The sequence below is a fragment of the Limnobacter sp. G6BE5S genome (genome assembly GCF_058448965.1).
The window spans coordinates 165295-182121 of the sequence record NZ_JBZFLM010000002.1; the positions used below are offsets into that span (position 1 = coordinate 165295).

Annotated in this window: 12 protein-coding genes; 10 read left to right on the plus strand and 2 right to left on the minus strand. The window is 52.6% G+C overall.

Annotated features, from left to right (window positions below; all coding sequences use genetic code 11):
- The first annotated feature begins 19 nt into the window (after positions 1 to 19).
- The 5 genes from ACVL1J_RS04000 (at position 20) to zapE (ending at position 8441) form a co-directional block, all read left to right on the plus strand.
- Positions 20 to 1327, plus strand: coding sequence for a citrate synthase (locus ACVL1J_RS04000; protein WP_159568656.1), 1308 nt, complete (start codon positions 20 to 22; stop codon positions 1325 to 1327).
- Positions 1328 to 1633: 306 nt separating this feature from the next.
- A complete protein-coding gene (locus ACVL1J_RS04005) occupies positions 1634 to 4492 on the plus strand; it encodes a 2-oxoglutarate dehydrogenase E1 component (RefSeq protein ID WP_159568655.1) in 2859 nt (952 codons plus the stop codon).
- 68 nt (positions 4493 to 4560) lie between these two features.
- Positions 4561 to 5820 carry a 2-oxoglutarate dehydrogenase complex dihydrolipoyllysine-residue succinyltransferase gene (odhB, locus tag ACVL1J_RS04010; protein ID WP_341236671.1) on the plus strand — a complete coding sequence of 420 codons (1260 nt, stop codon included), beginning with the start codon at positions 4561 to 4563 and terminating at the stop codon, positions 5818 to 5820.
- An 11-nt stretch (positions 5821 to 5831) separates the two neighbouring features.
- On the plus strand, positions 5832 to 7268 hold the full coding sequence (gene lpdA, locus ACVL1J_RS04015; protein ID WP_341236670.1) for a dihydrolipoyl dehydrogenase: 1437 nt from the start codon (positions 5832 to 5834) through the stop codon (positions 7266 to 7268).
- Positions 7269 to 7349: 81 nt separating this feature from the next.
- Positions 7350 to 8441 (plus strand): cell division protein ZapE, encoded by a 1092-nt coding sequence (zapE, locus tag ACVL1J_RS04020; protein ID WP_341236669.1) that lies wholly within the window; start codon positions 7350 to 7352, stop codon positions 8439 to 8441.
- Positions 8442 to 8448: 7 nt separating this feature from the next.
- Here the strand turns inward: zapE and ACVL1J_RS04025 are convergent, their stop codons facing one another.
- The gene (locus ACVL1J_RS04025; protein WP_341236668.1) at positions 8449 to 10806 is read right to left on the minus strand and encodes a Tex family protein; all 2358 of its coding nucleotides are present in this window, start codon (positions 10804 to 10806) and stop codon (positions 8449 to 8451) included.
- Between the two features lie 12 nt (positions 10807 to 10818).
- Here ACVL1J_RS04025 and ACVL1J_RS04030 point away from each other — a divergent pair, with 12 nt between their 5' ends.
- The 3 genes from ACVL1J_RS04030 to yoaA all read left to right on the plus strand — a co-directional run bounded on the left by ACVL1J_RS04030 (position 10819) and on the right by yoaA (position 13527).
- Positions 10819 to 11217 (plus strand): hypothetical protein, encoded by a 399-nt coding sequence (locus ACVL1J_RS04030; RefSeq protein ID WP_341236667.1) that lies wholly within the window; start codon positions 10819 to 10821, stop codon positions 11215 to 11217.
- Positions 11218 to 11316: 99 nt separating this feature from the next.
- The gene (locus ACVL1J_RS04035) at positions 11317 to 11532 is read left to right on the plus strand and encodes a YdcH family protein (RefSeq protein WP_008248474.1); all 216 of its coding nucleotides are present in this window, start codon (positions 11317 to 11319) and stop codon (positions 11530 to 11532) included.
- A 30-nt stretch (positions 11533 to 11562) separates the two neighbouring features.
- Positions 11563 to 13527 carry a DNA repair helicase YoaA gene (gene yoaA, locus ACVL1J_RS04040; protein ID WP_159568649.1) on the plus strand — a complete coding sequence of 655 codons (1965 nt, stop codon included), beginning with the start codon at positions 11563 to 11565 and terminating at the stop codon, positions 13525 to 13527.
- A 45-nt stretch (positions 13528 to 13572) separates the two neighbouring features.
- Here yoaA and ACVL1J_RS04045 read toward each other — a convergent pair whose 3' ends face one another.
- Positions 13573 to 14421, minus strand: a complete 849-nt coding sequence (locus tag ACVL1J_RS04045) for an outer membrane protein assembly factor BamD (protein WP_159568648.1) — start codon at positions 14419 to 14421, stop codon at positions 13573 to 13575.
- A gap of 115 nt (positions 14422 to 14536) precedes the next feature.
- On the opposite strand from ACVL1J_RS04045, the gene ACVL1J_RS04050 reads away from it, so the two are divergent.
- Both ACVL1J_RS04050 and ACVL1J_RS04055 read left to right on the plus strand, forming a co-directional pair.
- A complete protein-coding gene (locus ACVL1J_RS04050) occupies positions 14537 to 15703 on the plus strand; it encodes an RluA family pseudouridine synthase (RefSeq protein ID WP_341236666.1) in 1167 nt (388 codons plus the stop codon).
- Positions 15672 to 16505, plus strand: coding sequence for a purine nucleoside phosphorylase YfiH/LACC1 family protein (locus ACVL1J_RS04055; protein ID WP_341236665.1), 834 nt, complete (start codon positions 15672 to 15674; stop codon positions 16503 to 16505). Before ACVL1J_RS04050 ends, ACVL1J_RS04055 begins: the two co-directional genes overlap by 32 nt.
- Positions 16506 to 16827 lie beyond the last annotated feature (322 nt).

The following is a 16827-nucleotide window of genomic DNA, read 5'->3' on the forward strand; positions in this document are numbered from 1 at the left end:
TCCATTAGAAGGAAATCCGATGAGCACAGAACACAAGGCCACGCTGTCTTTTTCAGACGGCACCCCTTCGGTAGAATTTCCCATTCACAAAGGTACCATTGGTCCTGATGTGATCGACATCCGCAAGCTGTACGGCTCGACCGGCAAATTCACCTACGACCCAGGTTTCCTGTCCACAGCATCCTGCAATTCGTCCATTACCTACATCGATGGTGACAAGGGCGAATTGCTGTACCGCGGCTACCCAATTGAGCAGTTGGCTCAAAACTGCGACTTCATGGACGTGTGTTACCTGCTGCTGAACGGTGAATTGCCGAATGTGTCTGAGAAAACGACATTCGACGAGCTGGTCACCAAGCACACCATGGTCAATGACCAGATGAACTTCTTCTTGCGCGGTTTCCGCCGCGACGCGCACCCCATGGCCGTGATGACTGGCTTGGTGGGTGGCATGTCTGCCTTCTACCCTGATTCGATGAACCTGCTGGACAAAAACCAGCGTGACATCTCCGCGATCCGTTTGATCGCGAAAATGCCGACCCTGGTGGCCATGGCCTACAAATACGGCATCGGTGCACCGAATATTTATCCCAAGAATGAACTGGGTTACACCGCCAATTTCATGCGCATGATGTTTGGCAATCCTTGTGAAGAATACAAAGTCAACGACGTGCTGGTGCGCGCCATGGACCGCATCTTCATTTTGCATGCGGATCACGAGCAAAACGCATCGACTTCAACTGTTCGTTTGTGCGCTTCCTCGGGAACCAACCCGTTTGCAGCGATTGCAGCCGGTGTGGCATGTTTGTGGGGTCCATCACATGGCGGTGCCAACGAGGCCTGCCTGAATATGCTGACCGAAATTCAAGCCAACGGCGGCGTAGAAAAGATTGGTGACTTTATCGCCAAGGTGAAAGACAAGGATTCAGGCGTGCGCCTGATGGGCTTTGGTCACCGCGTGTACAAAAACTACGACCCGCGTGCCAAGCTGATGCGTGAAACCTGCCACGAAGTGTTGAACGAACTTGGCTTGCACGACGACCCATTGTTCAAGATTGCCATGGCCTTGGAAAAAATCGCGCTGGAAGACGAATACTTCGTCAAGCGCAAGCTGTACCCGAACGTTGACTTTTATTCAGGCATTGTTCAAAAAGCCATTGGTATTCCTGTGCCACTGTTTACCGCCATCTTCGCGTTGGCCCGTACCGTTGGCTGGATCGCCCAGTTGAACGAAATGATTGCAGACCCCGAGTACAAAATCGGTCGTCCACGTCAGTTGTTCAATGGCGCAGCGCATCGCAACGTCAAGCCAATCGATCAACGTTAATTCGATGATCCATTAAAAATGAAAAGCCACCCTCGGGTGGCTTTTTTCATTTTCACCACATTTTTCACATTCATCCAAGACAACGCTTTAGTGCGCTTTCTCTAATCTGCTATCCTTTGGGCTTAACTCTTAAAACAGTCTTTTTGGCTGTTTTTTGCTATCTGGTTAGGGGCAGGGGCTCCACAAACCAGACGGGGAGTGCGGTTTAACCCACGTGTGTAGGGATTCGGTCCGATGGCAATAGCCAAGGTCGAGTCCGAACCCCACATCTTTGAAACGAGAAACTCGGAAAAAGGTGAAGCGCAAATGATGCGATCATTACAACAAAACTCGTACTTGTTCGGGGGCAATGCGCCCTATGTCGAAGAAATGTACGAGGCCTATCTGGATAACCCAGGTTCTGTGCCAGACAAATGGCGCGCCTATTTTGACCAAATGCAAATGGTACCTTCCGCTCACGGCGACGTGAACGAGAAAGACGTAGCCCATGCGCCGGTCGTTCAATCTTTTGCTCAACGCGCCAAAAAAGGCTTCTTGCAGCCGCAGATTCATTCTGCTGATCTGGAAGTGGCCAAGAAGCAGGTGCATGTGCAGTCTATTGTGGCTGCCTACCGTTTCCTGGGCTCGCGTTTTGCTGATCTTGACCCGCTCAAGCGTCAGGAACGCCCAAATATTCCAGAACTTGATCCAGCCTTCTACGGTTTGACCGAAGCGGATATGGACATCACGTTCTCTGCGACCAACACCTATTTTGGTCAAGACCAAATGACCCTTCGCGATATCGTGAAGGCGCTGCGTGACACTTATTGCCGCTCCATTGGTATTGAATACATGCACATCAGCGACCCCGCTCAAAAGCGCTGGTTGCAAGAACGCATGGAAACCAGCCTGGGCACCGCCCAACTGACTGCCGAAGAGAAATTGCACATTCTTGAGCGCCTTACTGCTGCCGAAGGTCTCGAACGTTATTTGCATACCCGTTATGTGGGCCAGAAACGTTTCTCACTGGAAGGTGGTGAATCGTTTATTGCTTCGCTTGATCAAGTGATTCAGCGTGGTGGTGCCAACGGTGTGCAAGAAACCATCATTGGTATGGCTCACCGCGGTCGCTTGAACGTGTTGGTGAACATTTTGGGCAAAAGCCCAAGCCAGTTGTTTGAAGAATTTGAAGGCAAGCATGCAGATGATTTGCCAGCCGGTGACGTGAAGTATCACCAAGGCTTTTCATCGGATGTGACCACCCCCGGTGGCCCCATGCATTTGTCATTGGCGTTTAACCCATCGCACCTTGAAATCGTGAACCCGGTGGTCGAAGGTTCCGTGAAAGCTCGCCAGGAACGTCGTGGCGACAAAGAGGGTAAGCAGGTATTGCCAGTGCTGGTGCACGGCGATGCTGCCTTCGCCGGTCAGGGTGTCGTCATGGAAACCCTGAACCTGGTACACACCCGCGGCTACGGCACGGGCGGTACGGTTCACATTGTAATTAACAACCAGATCGGTTTCACCACTTCGGATCCTCGCGACAGTCGCTCGACTTTGTACTGTTCAGACGTCGTGAAGATGATTGAAGCACCCGTATTCCATGTGAATGGTGACGATCCCGAAGCCGTTATTTTCGTGACTCAATTGGCGCTTGATTTCCGCATGGAATTCCAGCAAGACGTGGTGATTGATATTGTGTGTTTCCGGAAATTGGGACACAACGAGCAAGACACGCCTGCAGTTACCCAACCCTTGATGTACAAGAAAATTGGTCAGCATCCAGGCACTCGTACTTTGTACGCTGAACGTTTGGTGATGCAGGGTATTTTGAAGGACGACGGCGCGGACAAGTTGGTTGCAGATTTCCGTGCTGCCATGGACGAGGGCAAGCACAACCGTGCTGACCCAGTGCTGACCAATTACAAGAGCAAATTCGCTGTTGATTGGTCACCTTACCTGAACAAGAAATGGACTGACGCGGCTGATACGTCTGTGCCAATTTCTGAAATCAAGCGTTTGTCTGAACGTGTTACTACAGTGCCTGAAAACTTCAAGGTTCATCCCTTGGTGCAAAAGGTGATTGCAGACCGTGCCGCCATGGGACAAGGAGAAACCTTGCTCGACTGGGGCATGGGTGAGCACTTGGCTTATGCTTCCCTGGTTTCATCCGGTTATGCCGTTCGCATGACTGGTCAGGATTGCGGTCGCGGCACGTTCACTCACCGCCACGCTGTACTGCATCATCAGGGTCGCGAAAAGTGGAGTGAGGGCACTTACGTCCCTCTTGAAAATATCTCTGAAGGTCAGGCGCCATTCACAGTGATCGACTCGGTGTTGTCCGAAGAAGCTGTGCTTGGTTTTGAGTATGGGTACTCCACAGCTGAACCCAACACCTTGGTCATCTGGGAAGCCCAGTTCGGTGATTTCGCCAACGGCGCCCAAGTGGTGATCGACCAGTTCATTTCATCCGGTGAAGTGAAATGGGGGCGTGCCTCCGGTTTGGTGATGATGCTGCCGCACGGCTACGAAGGGCAGGGTCCCGAACATTCTTCCGCGCGCATCGAGCGTTATTTGCAGTTGTGCGCCGAGAACAACATGCAAGTGTGCCAGCCCACTACGCCGGCACAGATTTTCCACTTGTTGCGTCGCCAGATGATCCGCTTGTTCCGCAAGCCATTGATCATCATGACACCGAAGTCTTTGTTGCGTCACAAGGAAGCCACTTCTTCTTTGCAAGATCTGTCCAAAGGTCACTTTCAGACTGTCATCGGTGATCAGGGCGAACTGGATTCCAGCAAGGTCAAACGAGTGGTGCTTTGTTCTGGTCGTGTGTATTACGACCTTATCGCGGCTCGTCGTGAGCGCAATATCAAAGATGTTGCGATTGCGCGTGTTGAGCAGCTTTATCCATTCCCACACAAGTCACTTAGCGCTGAATTGCGTAAGTATCCGAACCTGACTGATGTGGTGTGGTGTCAGGACGAACCTCAAAACCAGGGTCCCTGGTTCCAGATCCAGCACAATGTGTTGGAAAACCTGTCCGAAGGACAGCGTCTGGGTTATGCAGGTCGTCCGGCTTCAGCTTCTCCGGCCGTGGGCTATTACGCCAAGCACAACGAACAGCAGAAAGCGCTGATCGATGCTGCATTCGGCAAGCTCAAGGGTTTCGTGGTAACTAAATAAACACAGGAAGCGGGCAGGTCATGGTGGCCGCCCGCACTTGAACAAAGAATTCAAAAGGAAAATATTCCATGGCAATCGTAGAAGTGGTCGTACCACAACTGTCCGAATCTGTCGCCGAAGCAACGCTGTTGAATTGGTACAAAAAACCGGGTGACGCTGTCAAGCGTGACGAAAATCTGATTGACGTAGAAACCGACAAGGTGGTGCTTGAAGTGCCTGCACCTTCAGGTGGCGTAATCGTTGAAATTCTGTGCGAAGACGGTGCAACTGTTGTAGCAGGTCAGGTTTTGGCAAAAATTGACACCGAAGCTAGTGCCTCCGCAAGCGCGCCTGCTGCAGAATCTGCACCTGCCGCCGCCGCTCCAGCGGCTGCCCCGGCAGCATCGGCTCCGGCTCCTTCTGCCAATGTAGATGGTTCAGTGGCCATGCCAGCTGCAGCCAAAATGATGGCTGAAAACAATCTGAGTGCTGGTCAAATCGCAGGTTCTGGCAAAGATGGCCGCATCACCAAAGGCGATGTGATTGGTACCTTGAATGCACCTGCAGCAGCGCCTGCACCTGCTGCCAAGCCAGTTAGTCTCCTGCCCGAGGTAAAGGCTCCGCTTGATCCTGCTACCTTGATCGAAGGTCGCCCAGAGCAGCGCGTGCCCATGAGCCGTTTGCGAGCCCGTGTTGCTGAACGACTGGTGCAGTCTCAGCAAACCAACGCCATTCTGACCACGTTCAACGAAGTGAACATGAAGCCGGTGATGGACTTGCGCAACAAGTACAAAGACAAGTTCGAGAAAGAGCATGGTGCCAAGCTGGGCTTCATGGGCTTCTTCGTGAAAGCTGCAGTGGCAGCCTTGAAAAAGTACCCTGTGTTGAATGCTTCTGTAGATGGCAGCGACGTCGTGTACCACGGCTACTTTGATATCGGTATTGCAGTGGGTTCGCCACGCGGTTTGGTGGTGCCGATTATTCGCAACGCAGATCAAATGAGCATTGCCGACATCGAGATGAAAATTGCAGAATTCGGCCAGAAAGCCAAAGACGGCAAGTTGAGCCTTGATGACCTGACAGGCGGCACCTTCTCGATTTCCAACGGTGGTGTGTTTGGTTCCATGTTGTCCACCCCGATTATCAACCCACCCCAGTCAGCAATTTTGGGTATTCATGCCACCAAAGAACGTGCCGTGGTTGAAAACGGTGAAATCGTGATTCGCCCCATGAACTACCTGGCCATGAGCTACGATCACCGAATTATTGATGGTCGCGAGGCGGTGCTTGGTTTGGTTGCAATGAAGGAAGCCCTGGAAGACCCAGCACGCTTGCTGCTGGAACTGTAAGGGGAATAGTCATGAGTACACAATACGACGTAGTAGTGATCGGTGCGGGCCCAGGCGGTTACATCGCCGCGATCCGTGCAGGTCAATTGGGCATGAAAGTGGCCTGTATTGAAGGCAATGCTTACGATGATCCCAAGGGCGAGCCGCGTTTGGGTGGTACCTGCCTGAACGTGGGTTGTATTCCATCGAAAGCTTTGCTGGCATCTTCTGAGGAATTCGAGAAGATTGCTCACCATGCGGAAGACCACGGTATCACTGTGACAGGCGCGACGATGGATGTGGCCAAGATGGTCAAGCGCAAGGATGACATCGTTGCCAAGATGACAGGTGGCATTCAGTACTTGTTCAAGAAAAACAAAGTCACGCCCATCAAGGGGTGGGCCAGTTTTTCCGGCAAGGTTGATGGCGGTTTTGAGCTGACAGTGAAAAGTGCCGCGGGTGAAGAGAAGGTGACTGCCAAGCAAGTGATTGTGGCCACTGGTTCCAAGGCCCGCCATTTGCCAGGTATTGTCGTTGACAACGAATTGGTATGCGACAACGAAGGTGCCTTGAAATTTGGCGCTGTGCCCAAGAAATTGGGCGTGATTGGTGCCGGTGTAATTGGTCTGGAGTTGGGTTCGGTTTGGCGCCGTTTGGGTGCTGACGTAACCGTGCTTGAAGCCATGCCTAATTTCCTGGCCGCTGCCGACGAAGGTGTTGCCAAGGAAATGCAGAAGATCTTCACCAAACAAGGCTTGAAGATGCACATGGGTGTCAAGATCTCCGATGTGAAGGCCAGCAAGAAGGGTGTTTCAGTGGCCTACACCGATGCAGATGGTGCAGCCCAGAAGCTCGATTGCGACAAGTTGATCGTGTCGGTAGGCCGTGTGCCCAATACCGATGGTTTGAACCTGGAAGCAGTTGGCCTGAAAACCAACGACCGCGGTCAAATTGATGTGGACGCACATTGCCAAACATTGGTTGCGGGCATTTATGCAGTTGGTGATGTAATTCGCGGTGCCATGCTGGCGCACAAAGCCGAGGAAGAGGGCGTAATGGTTGCTGAAATCATGGCGGGTCAGGCCGGCCACTGCAACTATGACACCATTCCATGGGTTATTTACACCTCACCTGAAGTGGCTTGGGTTGGTAAAACCGAGCAGCAGTTGAAGCAGGAAGGCCGCAAGTACAAGGCAGGTCAGTTCCCGTTCATGGCCAATGGCCGTGCGCTGGGGCAAGGCGATTCACAAGGCTTTGTGAAAGTGCTGGCCGACGCCACTACTGACGAAGTTCTGGGCGTTCATATCATCAACAGCCATGCATCCGATCTGATTGCAGAAGCGGTGATGGCGATGGAGTTCAAAGCTTCTTCTGAGGACATTGGCCGCATTTGCCATGCACACCCCAGTTTGTCTGAAGTAGTTAAGGAAGCGGCTTTGGCTTGCGACAAGCGTCAACTGAACGGTTAAACTCAGACTGACGTCGACCCCAAACGGCTGGTGAATTGCTTCATCGGCCGTTTTTAATTCTATTGATTCAAACTCATCATCGTGAACGTTCAGGAATATTACAAACAAACTTTGACCGAACGGGGTTACCAATCGGATGCTGCACAGCAAAAGGCCGTGGACCGCATGCAGCTTTTCTATGATGAGTTTGTGGAATACAAAAAGGCGCGCAGCAGTGTGATCAAGAAGTTTTTGAATCGCCCCGCTGTACCCAAAGGCTTGTACCTGTGGGGCGGAGTTGGCCGCGGTAAAAGTTTTTTGATGGATTGCTTTTACAACTCGGTCACTGTTCAGCGCAAAATACGTTTGCACTTTCATGAGTTCATGCGAGGGGTGCATGCAGAACTCGATGACCTGAAAGGTGTTCAAGATCCGCTCGACGAGGTGGCGGCACGCATCGCCAAACGTTATCGCCTGATTTGTTTTGATGAGTTTCACGTGTCGGACATTGCCGATGCCATGATTCTTTATCGCCTGCTCGATGGCTTGTTTGCCAATGGCGTTACGTTCTTGATGACTTCAAATTACAAACCCGACGATTTGTACCCGGACGGCCTGCACCGCGATCGTTTGCTGCCCGCAATTGCTTTGTTGAACAAGCAGCTTGATGTGATCAATGTGGATGTGGGGGTCGATTATCGCCGCCGCACATTGGCGCAATTGAACACCTACCTGATGCCGTTGACTGAAAGTGCAGACATTCAATTGACCGACGATTTTAATCGTTTGGCTGAAGTGGCCGACGAGGCTGCCGAGTTGCAAATCGAATCGCGCGTGATCAAGGCAGTGCGCCGTGCGGGTTCAGTGGTGTGGTTTGACTTCCCCACCTTGTGTGGTGGCCCCCGCTCACAAAACGATTATCTGGAAATTGCCAGTCAGTTTCAAACCGTCATTCTAAGTGGCGTACCCAAGATGGGAGCTGGCATGGCGTCGGAGGCGCGCCGATTCACCTGGTTGATTGACGTGCTCTACGACCACAAAGTGAAGTTGATCATGTCGGCAGCAGTAGAGCCGGAAGAACTTTACACCGAAGGTGCCATGGCGCATGAGTTCTTCCGCACGGTGAGCCGCATTGTTGAAATGCAATCAAAAGAGTACCTGGACTCACCGAAGCGAAACGCCGTTCGCCTTTGATCTGCGCTTATTTGCTTCCCTTCGCCTTTGCAAACGCGGCAGCAAATGCATTGTTCGCAAATCCGGAGCCCGGTTGTGGTGCGCCATTTCCACCACGCCGATCGCCTCGAGAGTCACCTGCACGGTTGGCTTGAACTTGGCGAGCGGTATTTTGCCCTGGTGCAGCTTTGGGCACATCGTCGCCCATTTTCATGGTCAATGAAATCCGCTTGCGTGGAATGTCGACCTCAAGCACTTTCACTTTGACAATTTGACCGGTCTTGACCACGCTGTGCGGGTCTTTCACAAAGGTATTCGACAAGGCAGACACGTGCACCAATCCATCCTGGTGCACACCAATGTCGACAAAAGCACCGAAGTTCGCCACGTTGGTGACCACACCCTCAAGTGTCATGCCCGGTTTTAAATCGGCCATGGTGTGTACCTTGTCGTCAAACTTGGCGGTCTTGAAGCTGGGGCGCGGGTCACGGCCCGGCTTTTCAAGTTCGATCAAAATATCCTGAACGGTGGGTAAACCGAACCGGTCATCCACAAACTCGGAGGGTTTCAGCTCTTTCAGCGCGTCTCGATTGCCGACCAGGCTGCCCACTGGCTTTTTAACCTTGGACGCCATTTTCTCCACCACAATGTAGGCCTCTGGGTGCACCGAGGATGCATCGAGAGGATTATCGGCACCGTGAATACGCAGGAAGCCCGCCGCTTGTTCGAATGTTTTGTCACCGAGTCGTGGCACTTTGCGAAGGTCTTCGCGGCTTTTAAATTTGCCGTTGCTGTTTCTGAATGAAACCAGTGCTTTGGCCACTGATGCGTTCAAGCCCGATACGCGCGACAGCAATTGCTCAGACGCCGTATTCACTTCTACACCCACCGCATTGACGCAATCTTCAACCACCGCGTCAAGGCGTCCACTCAACTGGCGCTGATCCACATCGTGCTGGTATTGACCCACACCAATTGATTTCGGATCAATTTTTACAAGCTCCGCCAAGGGGTCCTGAAGTCGGCGTGCAATTGAAACTGCACCGCGAATGCTGACATCGAGATCGGGCAATTCGGCTGATGCCAAGGCTGAAGCGGAGTAAACCGAGGCACCTGCTTCACTGACCATGACTCGGGTGGCTTTGAGGTCTTTGTGTTGGGCAAGCAAGTCGGCAGCAAGCTGATCAGTTTCCCGGCTGGCCGTTCCATTGCCGATCGCAATCAATTCGACATTGTGTTTCATGCAAAGCGCTGCCAGCAGCGCAATCGATTCATTCCATTGGCGGCGCGGCTCGTGTGGGTAAACAGTGGCGTGTTCAACCACCTGGCCTGTGCTGTCTATCACGGCCACTTTCACGCCAGTGCGAATACCCGGGTCCAGGCCCATGGTGGCCTTGCCACCGGCTGGCGCCGACAACAGCAGGTCTTTCAGGTTTTTTCCAAACACGGTAATGGCCTCGGCTTGGGCTGCGTCACGCAGCGTACCGATCACCTCACTTTCCAGGGAGCTGGCTAATTTGATTTTCCAGGTCCAGCGGCATGTTTCATTGAGAAATTTACCTCGAGGACTGTCATTGCGTTCAATGCCATGCAATCGCGCGATTTCTGATTCGAAGGGATGGGGCGCGCGCGGGCTCTCGGCTTCCCACACCTCTGGTAAATCCACTTTCAGCGTCAAGAATCCTTGCTCGCGACCGCGAAGCATGGCCAACATGCGGTGCGACGCGGTGCTGCTCAAGGCTTCTTGATGTTCAAAGTAATCTTGAAATTTGATTGCTTCGCTGGCTTTTTCAGGCACTACAGCGGCGCGAATAGCGCCCTCGGCTTTCAAGCGACTTCTTAAAAGAGCCAACAAAGCTGCGTTCTCGGAAAACTGTTCAGCCAAAATGTCACGTGCACCGTCCAGCGCCGCCTTGGTGTCATTAATTTGATGTTCGGCATTCAAGTAAGCCGCGGCCAATTCTTCAGGCACTGCTTGCTTGTTTTCAAAGATTTCATCAGCCAGTGGCTGCAGGCCGGCTTCACGGGCAATTTGGGCACGCGTGCGGCGCTTGGGCTTGTAGGGCAGGTACAAGTCTTCCAGCGTTTGTTTGTTTTCTGCTTGTTCAATTGCGGCTTTGAGTTCGGGTGTCAGTTTGCCCTGGCTTTCAATGGATTCCAGAATACTGCCGCGTCGGTCTTCCAGTTCACGCAGGTACACCAATCGTTCTTGAAGGTCGCGAAGCAGTGCGTCGTCGAGCCCGCCCGTGGCCTCTTTTCGGTAACGGGCTATGAAGGGTACAGTTGAGCCTTCGTCCAACAAATCCACAGCTGCCTTGATTTGTGATTGTGCGGCACCCAATTCTTGGGCCAACTGGGCGATAATTCGATTTTGAACAAGCGACATGGATTCTGATCTATGAGTTTTCAAAGTAAGCAGGGCATTGTGCCACAGCTTGTGAAGTCCTTCGGGGTCAGGGTGCAAGGCCTGTTCACCCGCATTTTGCCTGCTTCGGCCTTGTTGCTGGCAGCTTGCAGCACGATCCAACTTCAGGCAAGTAAACCCCAAGTGCCAAATACGCTTGAGCAAGCGCGAGCCTACGTGGCTGAGCGTGAAAAACAACTTGAGTACCTGGAGTACGAGTTGAACGAACAGTCACGGGCCTGTTACAAAAAGTTTTTTGTATCCAGTTGCCTGGACGATGTGCGTTTACAAGGCGCTCAAATTCGCAGGGCACACCTGGAAGTTCAAGGTCAGGCCGAAGACATGATTCGTTTGAATGAGTATGCGAATCGACGCGCGAGAACACCAAACTAAAACAGGCCGCAGAACGGGTGATCCACTTCGGGTAGATTGTTTCCAGCCTTCGTTCACTTGCGGCTACAATGTTCACAACACCGAGCTGGTTCAACCTGAATGCCCATGGTCCACACTGAAGACATTGAATCGATCAAGCGACGAATCGTAGAACTGCAAGTCGAGCACCGCGACCTGGATCAAATAATTGCCATGCTCACGGCGCAGGCAGGTTTCGATCAGCTACAGGTTCGCAGGTTGAAAAAGCGAAAGTTGCAAATCAAAGACTCGATTACGCTGCTCCAAATTCAGCTTGAACCCGATATTCCCGCCTAACTTTTACACCTAAACGCACCTGTATCCTGCATGTTTGATTTTTCTGAACCCTTGAACGAGGCATTCGCCCCTGGTGGCGCTTTGGCTCGCCGTTTGCCTGGGTTCAGTGCACGCGAATCACAAATCGAGATGGCACAAGCCGTGGGGCAGGCCATTGAGAAACAAAGCGCTTTGGTTGTCGAGGCGGGCACAGGTACAGGTAAAACGTTTGCGTATGTCGTGCCTGCTCTGTTGTCGGGTCGCAGGGTATTGTTGTCCACGGCCACCAAAACTTTGCAAGATCAGTTGTTCAACAAAGACCTTCCGCTGGTTCGTGAAGCCTTGGGGGTGCCGGTTAATGTGGCTTTGCTGAAAGGCCGTCAAAATTATGTGTGCCATTTTCACCTTGAGCGGGCTTTAAAAGAGGCACGTTTGCCGTCGCCGCGTGAAGTGGATCATCTTCAAAAAGTGAAACTATTTGCTGGCCGCACTCACACGGGTGATCGCGCCGATTGTGCAGGGGTGCCCGAGGATTCCGCCGTGTGGAGCTGGGTAACTTCCAACAAAGACAACTGTTTGGGTGGCGAATGCCCCAATGCCTCCGAGTGTTTTGTGAACAAGGCGCGCCGGGATGCGCTGGACGCAGAGGTGGTTGTGGTGAATCATCATTTGTTTTTGGCCGACCTTGCGCTGAAAGAAGAGGGAATTGCAGAATTGCTGCCCGCCTGCGATGTAATCGTATTTGACGAAGCACACCAGTTGCCAGATATCGCGACAAGCCTGCTTGGACAGGCGATATCCACAGCCCAGTGTCAGGAGTTTTTGCGTGATGTACTCATTGAAGGCCGAACTTCCAGTGCGGATGCTGGCGATTGGGACACCGTGCTCCGCCCCATGGAGCTTGCCCTGAAGGAAATTCGCCGAATCGTAGGTACCGAGATTGATTCAGCGCGGTTCACGCATGCCCAGTTTTTGGCCTTGAATGGCGTGGCTGCCGTGTGCGCTGACTTTGAAAGTCGCCTGGAGGGCTTGATTGAAATGATCAGCCCATTGTCGGTGCGCAATGAGTCGTGGGTGAAACTGATGGGCCGGGCAAGCGAGCTTTGCCTGCGCTGGCAAGATTGGTTCTCGCCCGCAACCGCGCAAGCCGATGAACAATCTGTGCGATGGGTGAGTGTGTCTACCCATGTGGTTCAGTTCTGTGATTCACCACTGGATGTATCCAATGCATTTGCCAAGTTGTATGCCGAACAGCCCAAAGCGTGGGTGTTTACCAGTGCCACCTTGAGTATCAAGGAAAGCTTGCAGCACTTCACCTTGCAGGTGGGGCTGGATGATTGTCAACAGCTTTTGTTGCCCAGTCCTTTTGACTATGAGTCGCAGGCATTGCTGTGTGTACCCGACAATCTCCCGTTTCCAAACGAGCCCCAATTCAGCAAGAAGTTGTGCGAAACGGTGTGGCCGTTGCTGCAAGCCAGTGAGGGCGGCGTGTTTTTTCTGTGCACCAGCCATCGCGCGGTCAAGCAAGTGGGGGAATACCTGCGTGAACGCATTGAGAAGGACGAGCTTGATTGGAGCTTGTTGGTCCAGGGGGAAGCATCCAGGGCCGAGTTGCTTGAACAGTTCCGGGTGTTGAATAACCCGGTTTTGGTGGGGGCCGCCAGCTTTTGGGAAGGTGTGGACATTCGGGGTGAAGGGCTGCGCTTGGTCATTATCGACAAGTTGCCGTTTGCACCACCTGATGATCCTGTGTTTCAAGCCAAAAGTGAGTTGATTAAAAACCGCGGTGGCAATGCGTTTCAGGATCTGTCATTGCCCGATGCTGCCATTGCGCTGAAGCAGGGTGCCGGCCGCTTGATTCGTGACGAATCAGATTGGGGTGTATTGCTGATTGGCGACCGTCGCTTGGTAGAAAAAGGCTATGGCAAGCTGCTTTGGCGTAGTTTGCCGCCGTTCAAGCGCACACGAGAATTGAAAGTGGCTATTCAGTTCATGACTGACAAGCGCCAAAAATAAAAAAGGATCCGCTAAGGATCCTTTTTTATAAAACCAGAAGAGTGTTTACTCTTTCCAGACCTGCCACCATTTGGCTTCGACCTTTTCCTTCTCTGGAAGATCCATATCCCAGTAAGGGCTGTCTTTGAAGTTCAGGTTGATCACACGCTTGGTGTCTGCCGCCAAGGCGGTCATATTCAATTTCTCGTAGCTTCTCAGGCTGATAAACAGGGCTTCCTCAATGGAGGGTGTCTGTTCGAATCGACGAACTACTTCCTGAGCCCGGTTAACGGCGGCCAGGTAGGCGCCACGCCTGTAATAGTAGCGGGCCACATGCAACTCGTTTTGCGCCAGTGCATTCACCAGGTATTGAAGGCGAGACTTGCTGTCGTCGTAATATTTGCTCTCAGGAAAGCGACTGACTACTTCCTTGAACGCATCAAATGCTGCGCGTGTTCCTTTCGGGTCGCGAGCACTTTGATCTTCGCCAGACAGCAGTGCAAAAATGCCTTTGTCTTCGTTAAAGCTGATCAGACCACGCAGGTAATACACATAATCAAGGTTTTGGTGGTTGGGGTACAGCTTGATGAAGCGGTCGGTCGCTGCCAAAGCCTGGGCATTGTCGCCAGACTTGTAATAGGCAAATGCAGTGTCAATTTGAGCTTGCTGAGCAAAACGGCCGTAAGGGTAGCGCGCTTCCAGCTTTTCCAGCAATTCGATTCCGCGTTCGTAGTTGCCCACATCAATTTCTGCTTTGGCTTCCTCGTAAAGGCGGGCAGGGCTCCAACCCTCGGTTTCATCGAATTGTTTTGCCGAGCCGCAGGCAGCCAGTGCGAAAATCAACGCGGGGATCAGGAATAACTGCGATAATGTGCGCAGCCAAGTATTGCGCGGGGCCAATGTGGTTTTGTTCATGTGATTTCGAAACCCGAAGTGTCCCTGTTTGATCATCTATGGTTTTCCATTATATCGGGCAAAGCCCGTGCTGCCCACCGGCGGCATACTCAATTGAAAGATTCGATTTTAATTTATGACCTCCCAAATTCACGACGACGCAGAAAGCGCGCAACCCGATCAACCTTTGCAAGCCCGGGTGCCTATGGAACTGGGTGGTTCTCGCTTGGACAAAGTGATTGCCGAGTTGTTCCCGCAGTATTCCCGTTCCCGCCTGCAGGGCTGGTTAAAAGAGGAGCGGGTGCTGGTCAATGGCGTGGCCGCAGCCAAAGGCAACCAGAAAGTACAAGGCATGGACCGCATCGCGCTTAGTCCAGGGGTTCTTGCCCACATGCAGGCATTGATACCTGAGGACATGGGCCTGGACATTGTGGCGCGCACCCAGGAATACACAGTGGTCAACAAGCAGGCGGGTTTGGTGGTTCACCCTGCGCCCGGGCACTGGACGGGTACCTTGATGAATGGTTTGTATCACCTTGACCCCGAATTGATCCACGTGCCCCGTGCGGGTATTGTTCACCGTCTGGATGCCGACACCACCGGCCTGATGGTGGTGGCTCGAACTCAGGAAACCCAGGTGAAGCTGGTCCAGATGCTGCAAGCCCGAATTGTAAAACGTGTGTACTTGGCCATGGTGTGGGGGCGCATTGCCAATCCGCTAACTGTGAACAACCCCTTGGGCCGCGACCCGCGCAACCGCTTGCGCATGGCTGTGGTTGATCATGGCAAGCCCGCAGTCACTCACTTTACCCCGGTAGCCTTCGGTGAACTGCTTGAGGTGCCTGTCACTTTGATGGTGTGTCGCCTTGAAACGGGGCGTACCCATCAAATTCGCGTGCATGCACAGCATGCAGGTTTTGCCTTGGTGGCTGATCCTGTTTATAAAATCAGGGGGGCTGGCAGTCATTCGGCGTTAAGGCTGTCGTCCATCGAGCTTCCAAATGGAGAAAAGTTTGAGCGCCAGGCCTTGCATGCCACGCATCTCAGCTTTCCCGACCCGGCTCATTTTCATGTGCAGGGCACTGATGAAGCTGCAGAAGATTGGGATGAAAGCCTTGGCAACCATGAATGGCCTGAATATGTGGCCAAGGCCCCAGAGGACTTGCGTTTGCTGGGAGAAATGGCTGGCATAGACTTTCACAGCGACGAGGTCGAAGAGGCGGTGCTTGAGGAAGCACACCAACACAAGGCCTCGGTGCTGGTGCGATTTGATGACGATGATGACCTCGAAGAAATCGAATAAATTCCTGCCATTGGCCGAAATCGGCCCAAACTGGTTGGGGGTGAAGGTGTGTGTAACGCAAACCGGATTCGGTGATCCTGCCTTTGACACTGGCCCTTATGGTTTCAATTTGGGTACACATGTTGGAGATGAACTGGATGATGTCGAAAACAGGCGCAGCGTTGTTCAGCAGGAAATGGGTGCCCCAGTTCTTTGGCTGAATCAGGTGCATGGGTGCGATGTATTTGATGCCAGTCTGTTAACCAATTCACATGGCCTTGGTGCCATGCCACCAAGTGCTGATGCCTCTACATGCGTCAACAGCAATGTTGCTTTGGCCATCATGACCGCAGATTGCCTGCCTGCTGTATTTGCCGCCTTTGATTATTCCGGCAAAGCCATCGGCGTTGCCGCAGCACATGCAGGCTGGCGGGGTTTGCATGCTGGCGTACTACAGGCCACAGCCAAAGCGCTGGGTAGCGCGTGCAATGTGCCGATGGGTCAGATCAATGTTTGGTTGGGACCGGCAATTGGACCGGAGTCGTTCGAGGTGGGTTCTGAGGTATTGAATGCCTTTGTCCAGAAAATCACCACATCCTCAATGTATTTCAAACCCGCTGGGTCTGACGGAAAATTTCTGGCGAATATCTATGGTCTGGCTCGTTGCGTGCTTGACGACCTGGGTGTAGGCAAAGTTCAGGTTGGCGATTGGGACACGGTCACTGATTTACGTTGGTTTTCTCATCGACGGGGGCAACAGCAGGGTGTTCCTTCTGGGCGTTTTGCGACACTAATTCGGCTTCTTCCTGAGCAAGTCGTTTAAGCCGCCTCGACTTTGTTCCCATCAAATAAGCCAGCACTGCGCAGGGCAACGCCCCGTAAAACAGAAAAGTGACAATGCCTGCCACGAAGTTTGTTTCAGTGGCTGCCATCAAGGTAACCACATACATCCAGCCAATAATTACGATGTACATCTTTTGTGAACTCTAGGGTGAAACGAATACACTGGAGATGGTGCATGAAATTGGGCTCATCAGCAAACAGTAAGGGTCAGAGGCATACAATTATTTGACAAGTCAAAATGTTGCGGTGCACAATATACAAAAGGCCGACGAGCCAAGGGAGCGTATTGCGCCCGCAAAGGA

What these genes read in the sequence shown, in the direction of transcription:
- ACVL1J_RS04035 (WP_008248474.1), top strand. Translation starts at nt 11,317, where the DNA reads ATGCCCATGGTCCACACTGAAGACATTGAATCGATCAAGCGACGAATC.
- ACVL1J_RS04005 (WP_159568655.1), top strand. Translation starts at nt 1,634, where the DNA reads ATGATGCGATCATTACAACAAAACTCGTACTTGTTCGGGGGCAATGCG.
- ACVL1J_RS04050 (WP_341236666.1), top strand. Translation starts at nt 14,537, where the DNA reads ATGACCTCCCAAATTCACGACGACGCAGAAAGCGCGCAACCCGATCAA.
- ACVL1J_RS04030 (WP_341236667.1), top strand. Translation starts at nt 10,819, where the DNA reads ATGAGTTTTCAAAGTAAGCAGGGCATTGTGCCACAGCTTGTGAAGTCC.
- ACVL1J_RS04045 (WP_159568648.1), bottom strand. Translation starts at nt 14,421, where the DNA reads ATGAACAAAACCACATTGGCCCCGCGCAATACTTGGCTGCGCACATTA.
- lpdA (WP_341236670.1), top strand. Translation starts at nt 5,832, where the DNA reads ATGAGTACACAATACGACGTAGTAGTGATCGGTGCGGGCCCAGGCGGT.
- ACVL1J_RS04000 (WP_159568656.1), top strand. Translation starts at nt 20, where the DNA reads ATGAGCACAGAACACAAGGCCACGCTGTCTTTTTCAGACGGCACCCCT.
- yoaA (WP_159568649.1), top strand. Translation starts at nt 11,563, where the DNA reads ATGTTTGATTTTTCTGAACCCTTGAACGAGGCATTCGCCCCTGGTGGC.
- ACVL1J_RS04025 (WP_341236668.1), bottom strand. Translation starts at nt 10,806, where the DNA reads ATGTCGCTTGTTCAAAATCGAATTATCGCCCAGTTGGCCCAAGAATTG.
- odhB (WP_341236671.1), top strand. Translation starts at nt 4,561, where the DNA reads ATGGCAATCGTAGAAGTGGTCGTACCACAACTGTCCGAATCTGTCGCC.
- ACVL1J_RS04055 (WP_341236665.1), top strand. Translation starts at nt 15,672, where the DNA reads ATGACGATGATGACCTCGAAGAAATCGAATAAATTCCTGCCATTGGCC.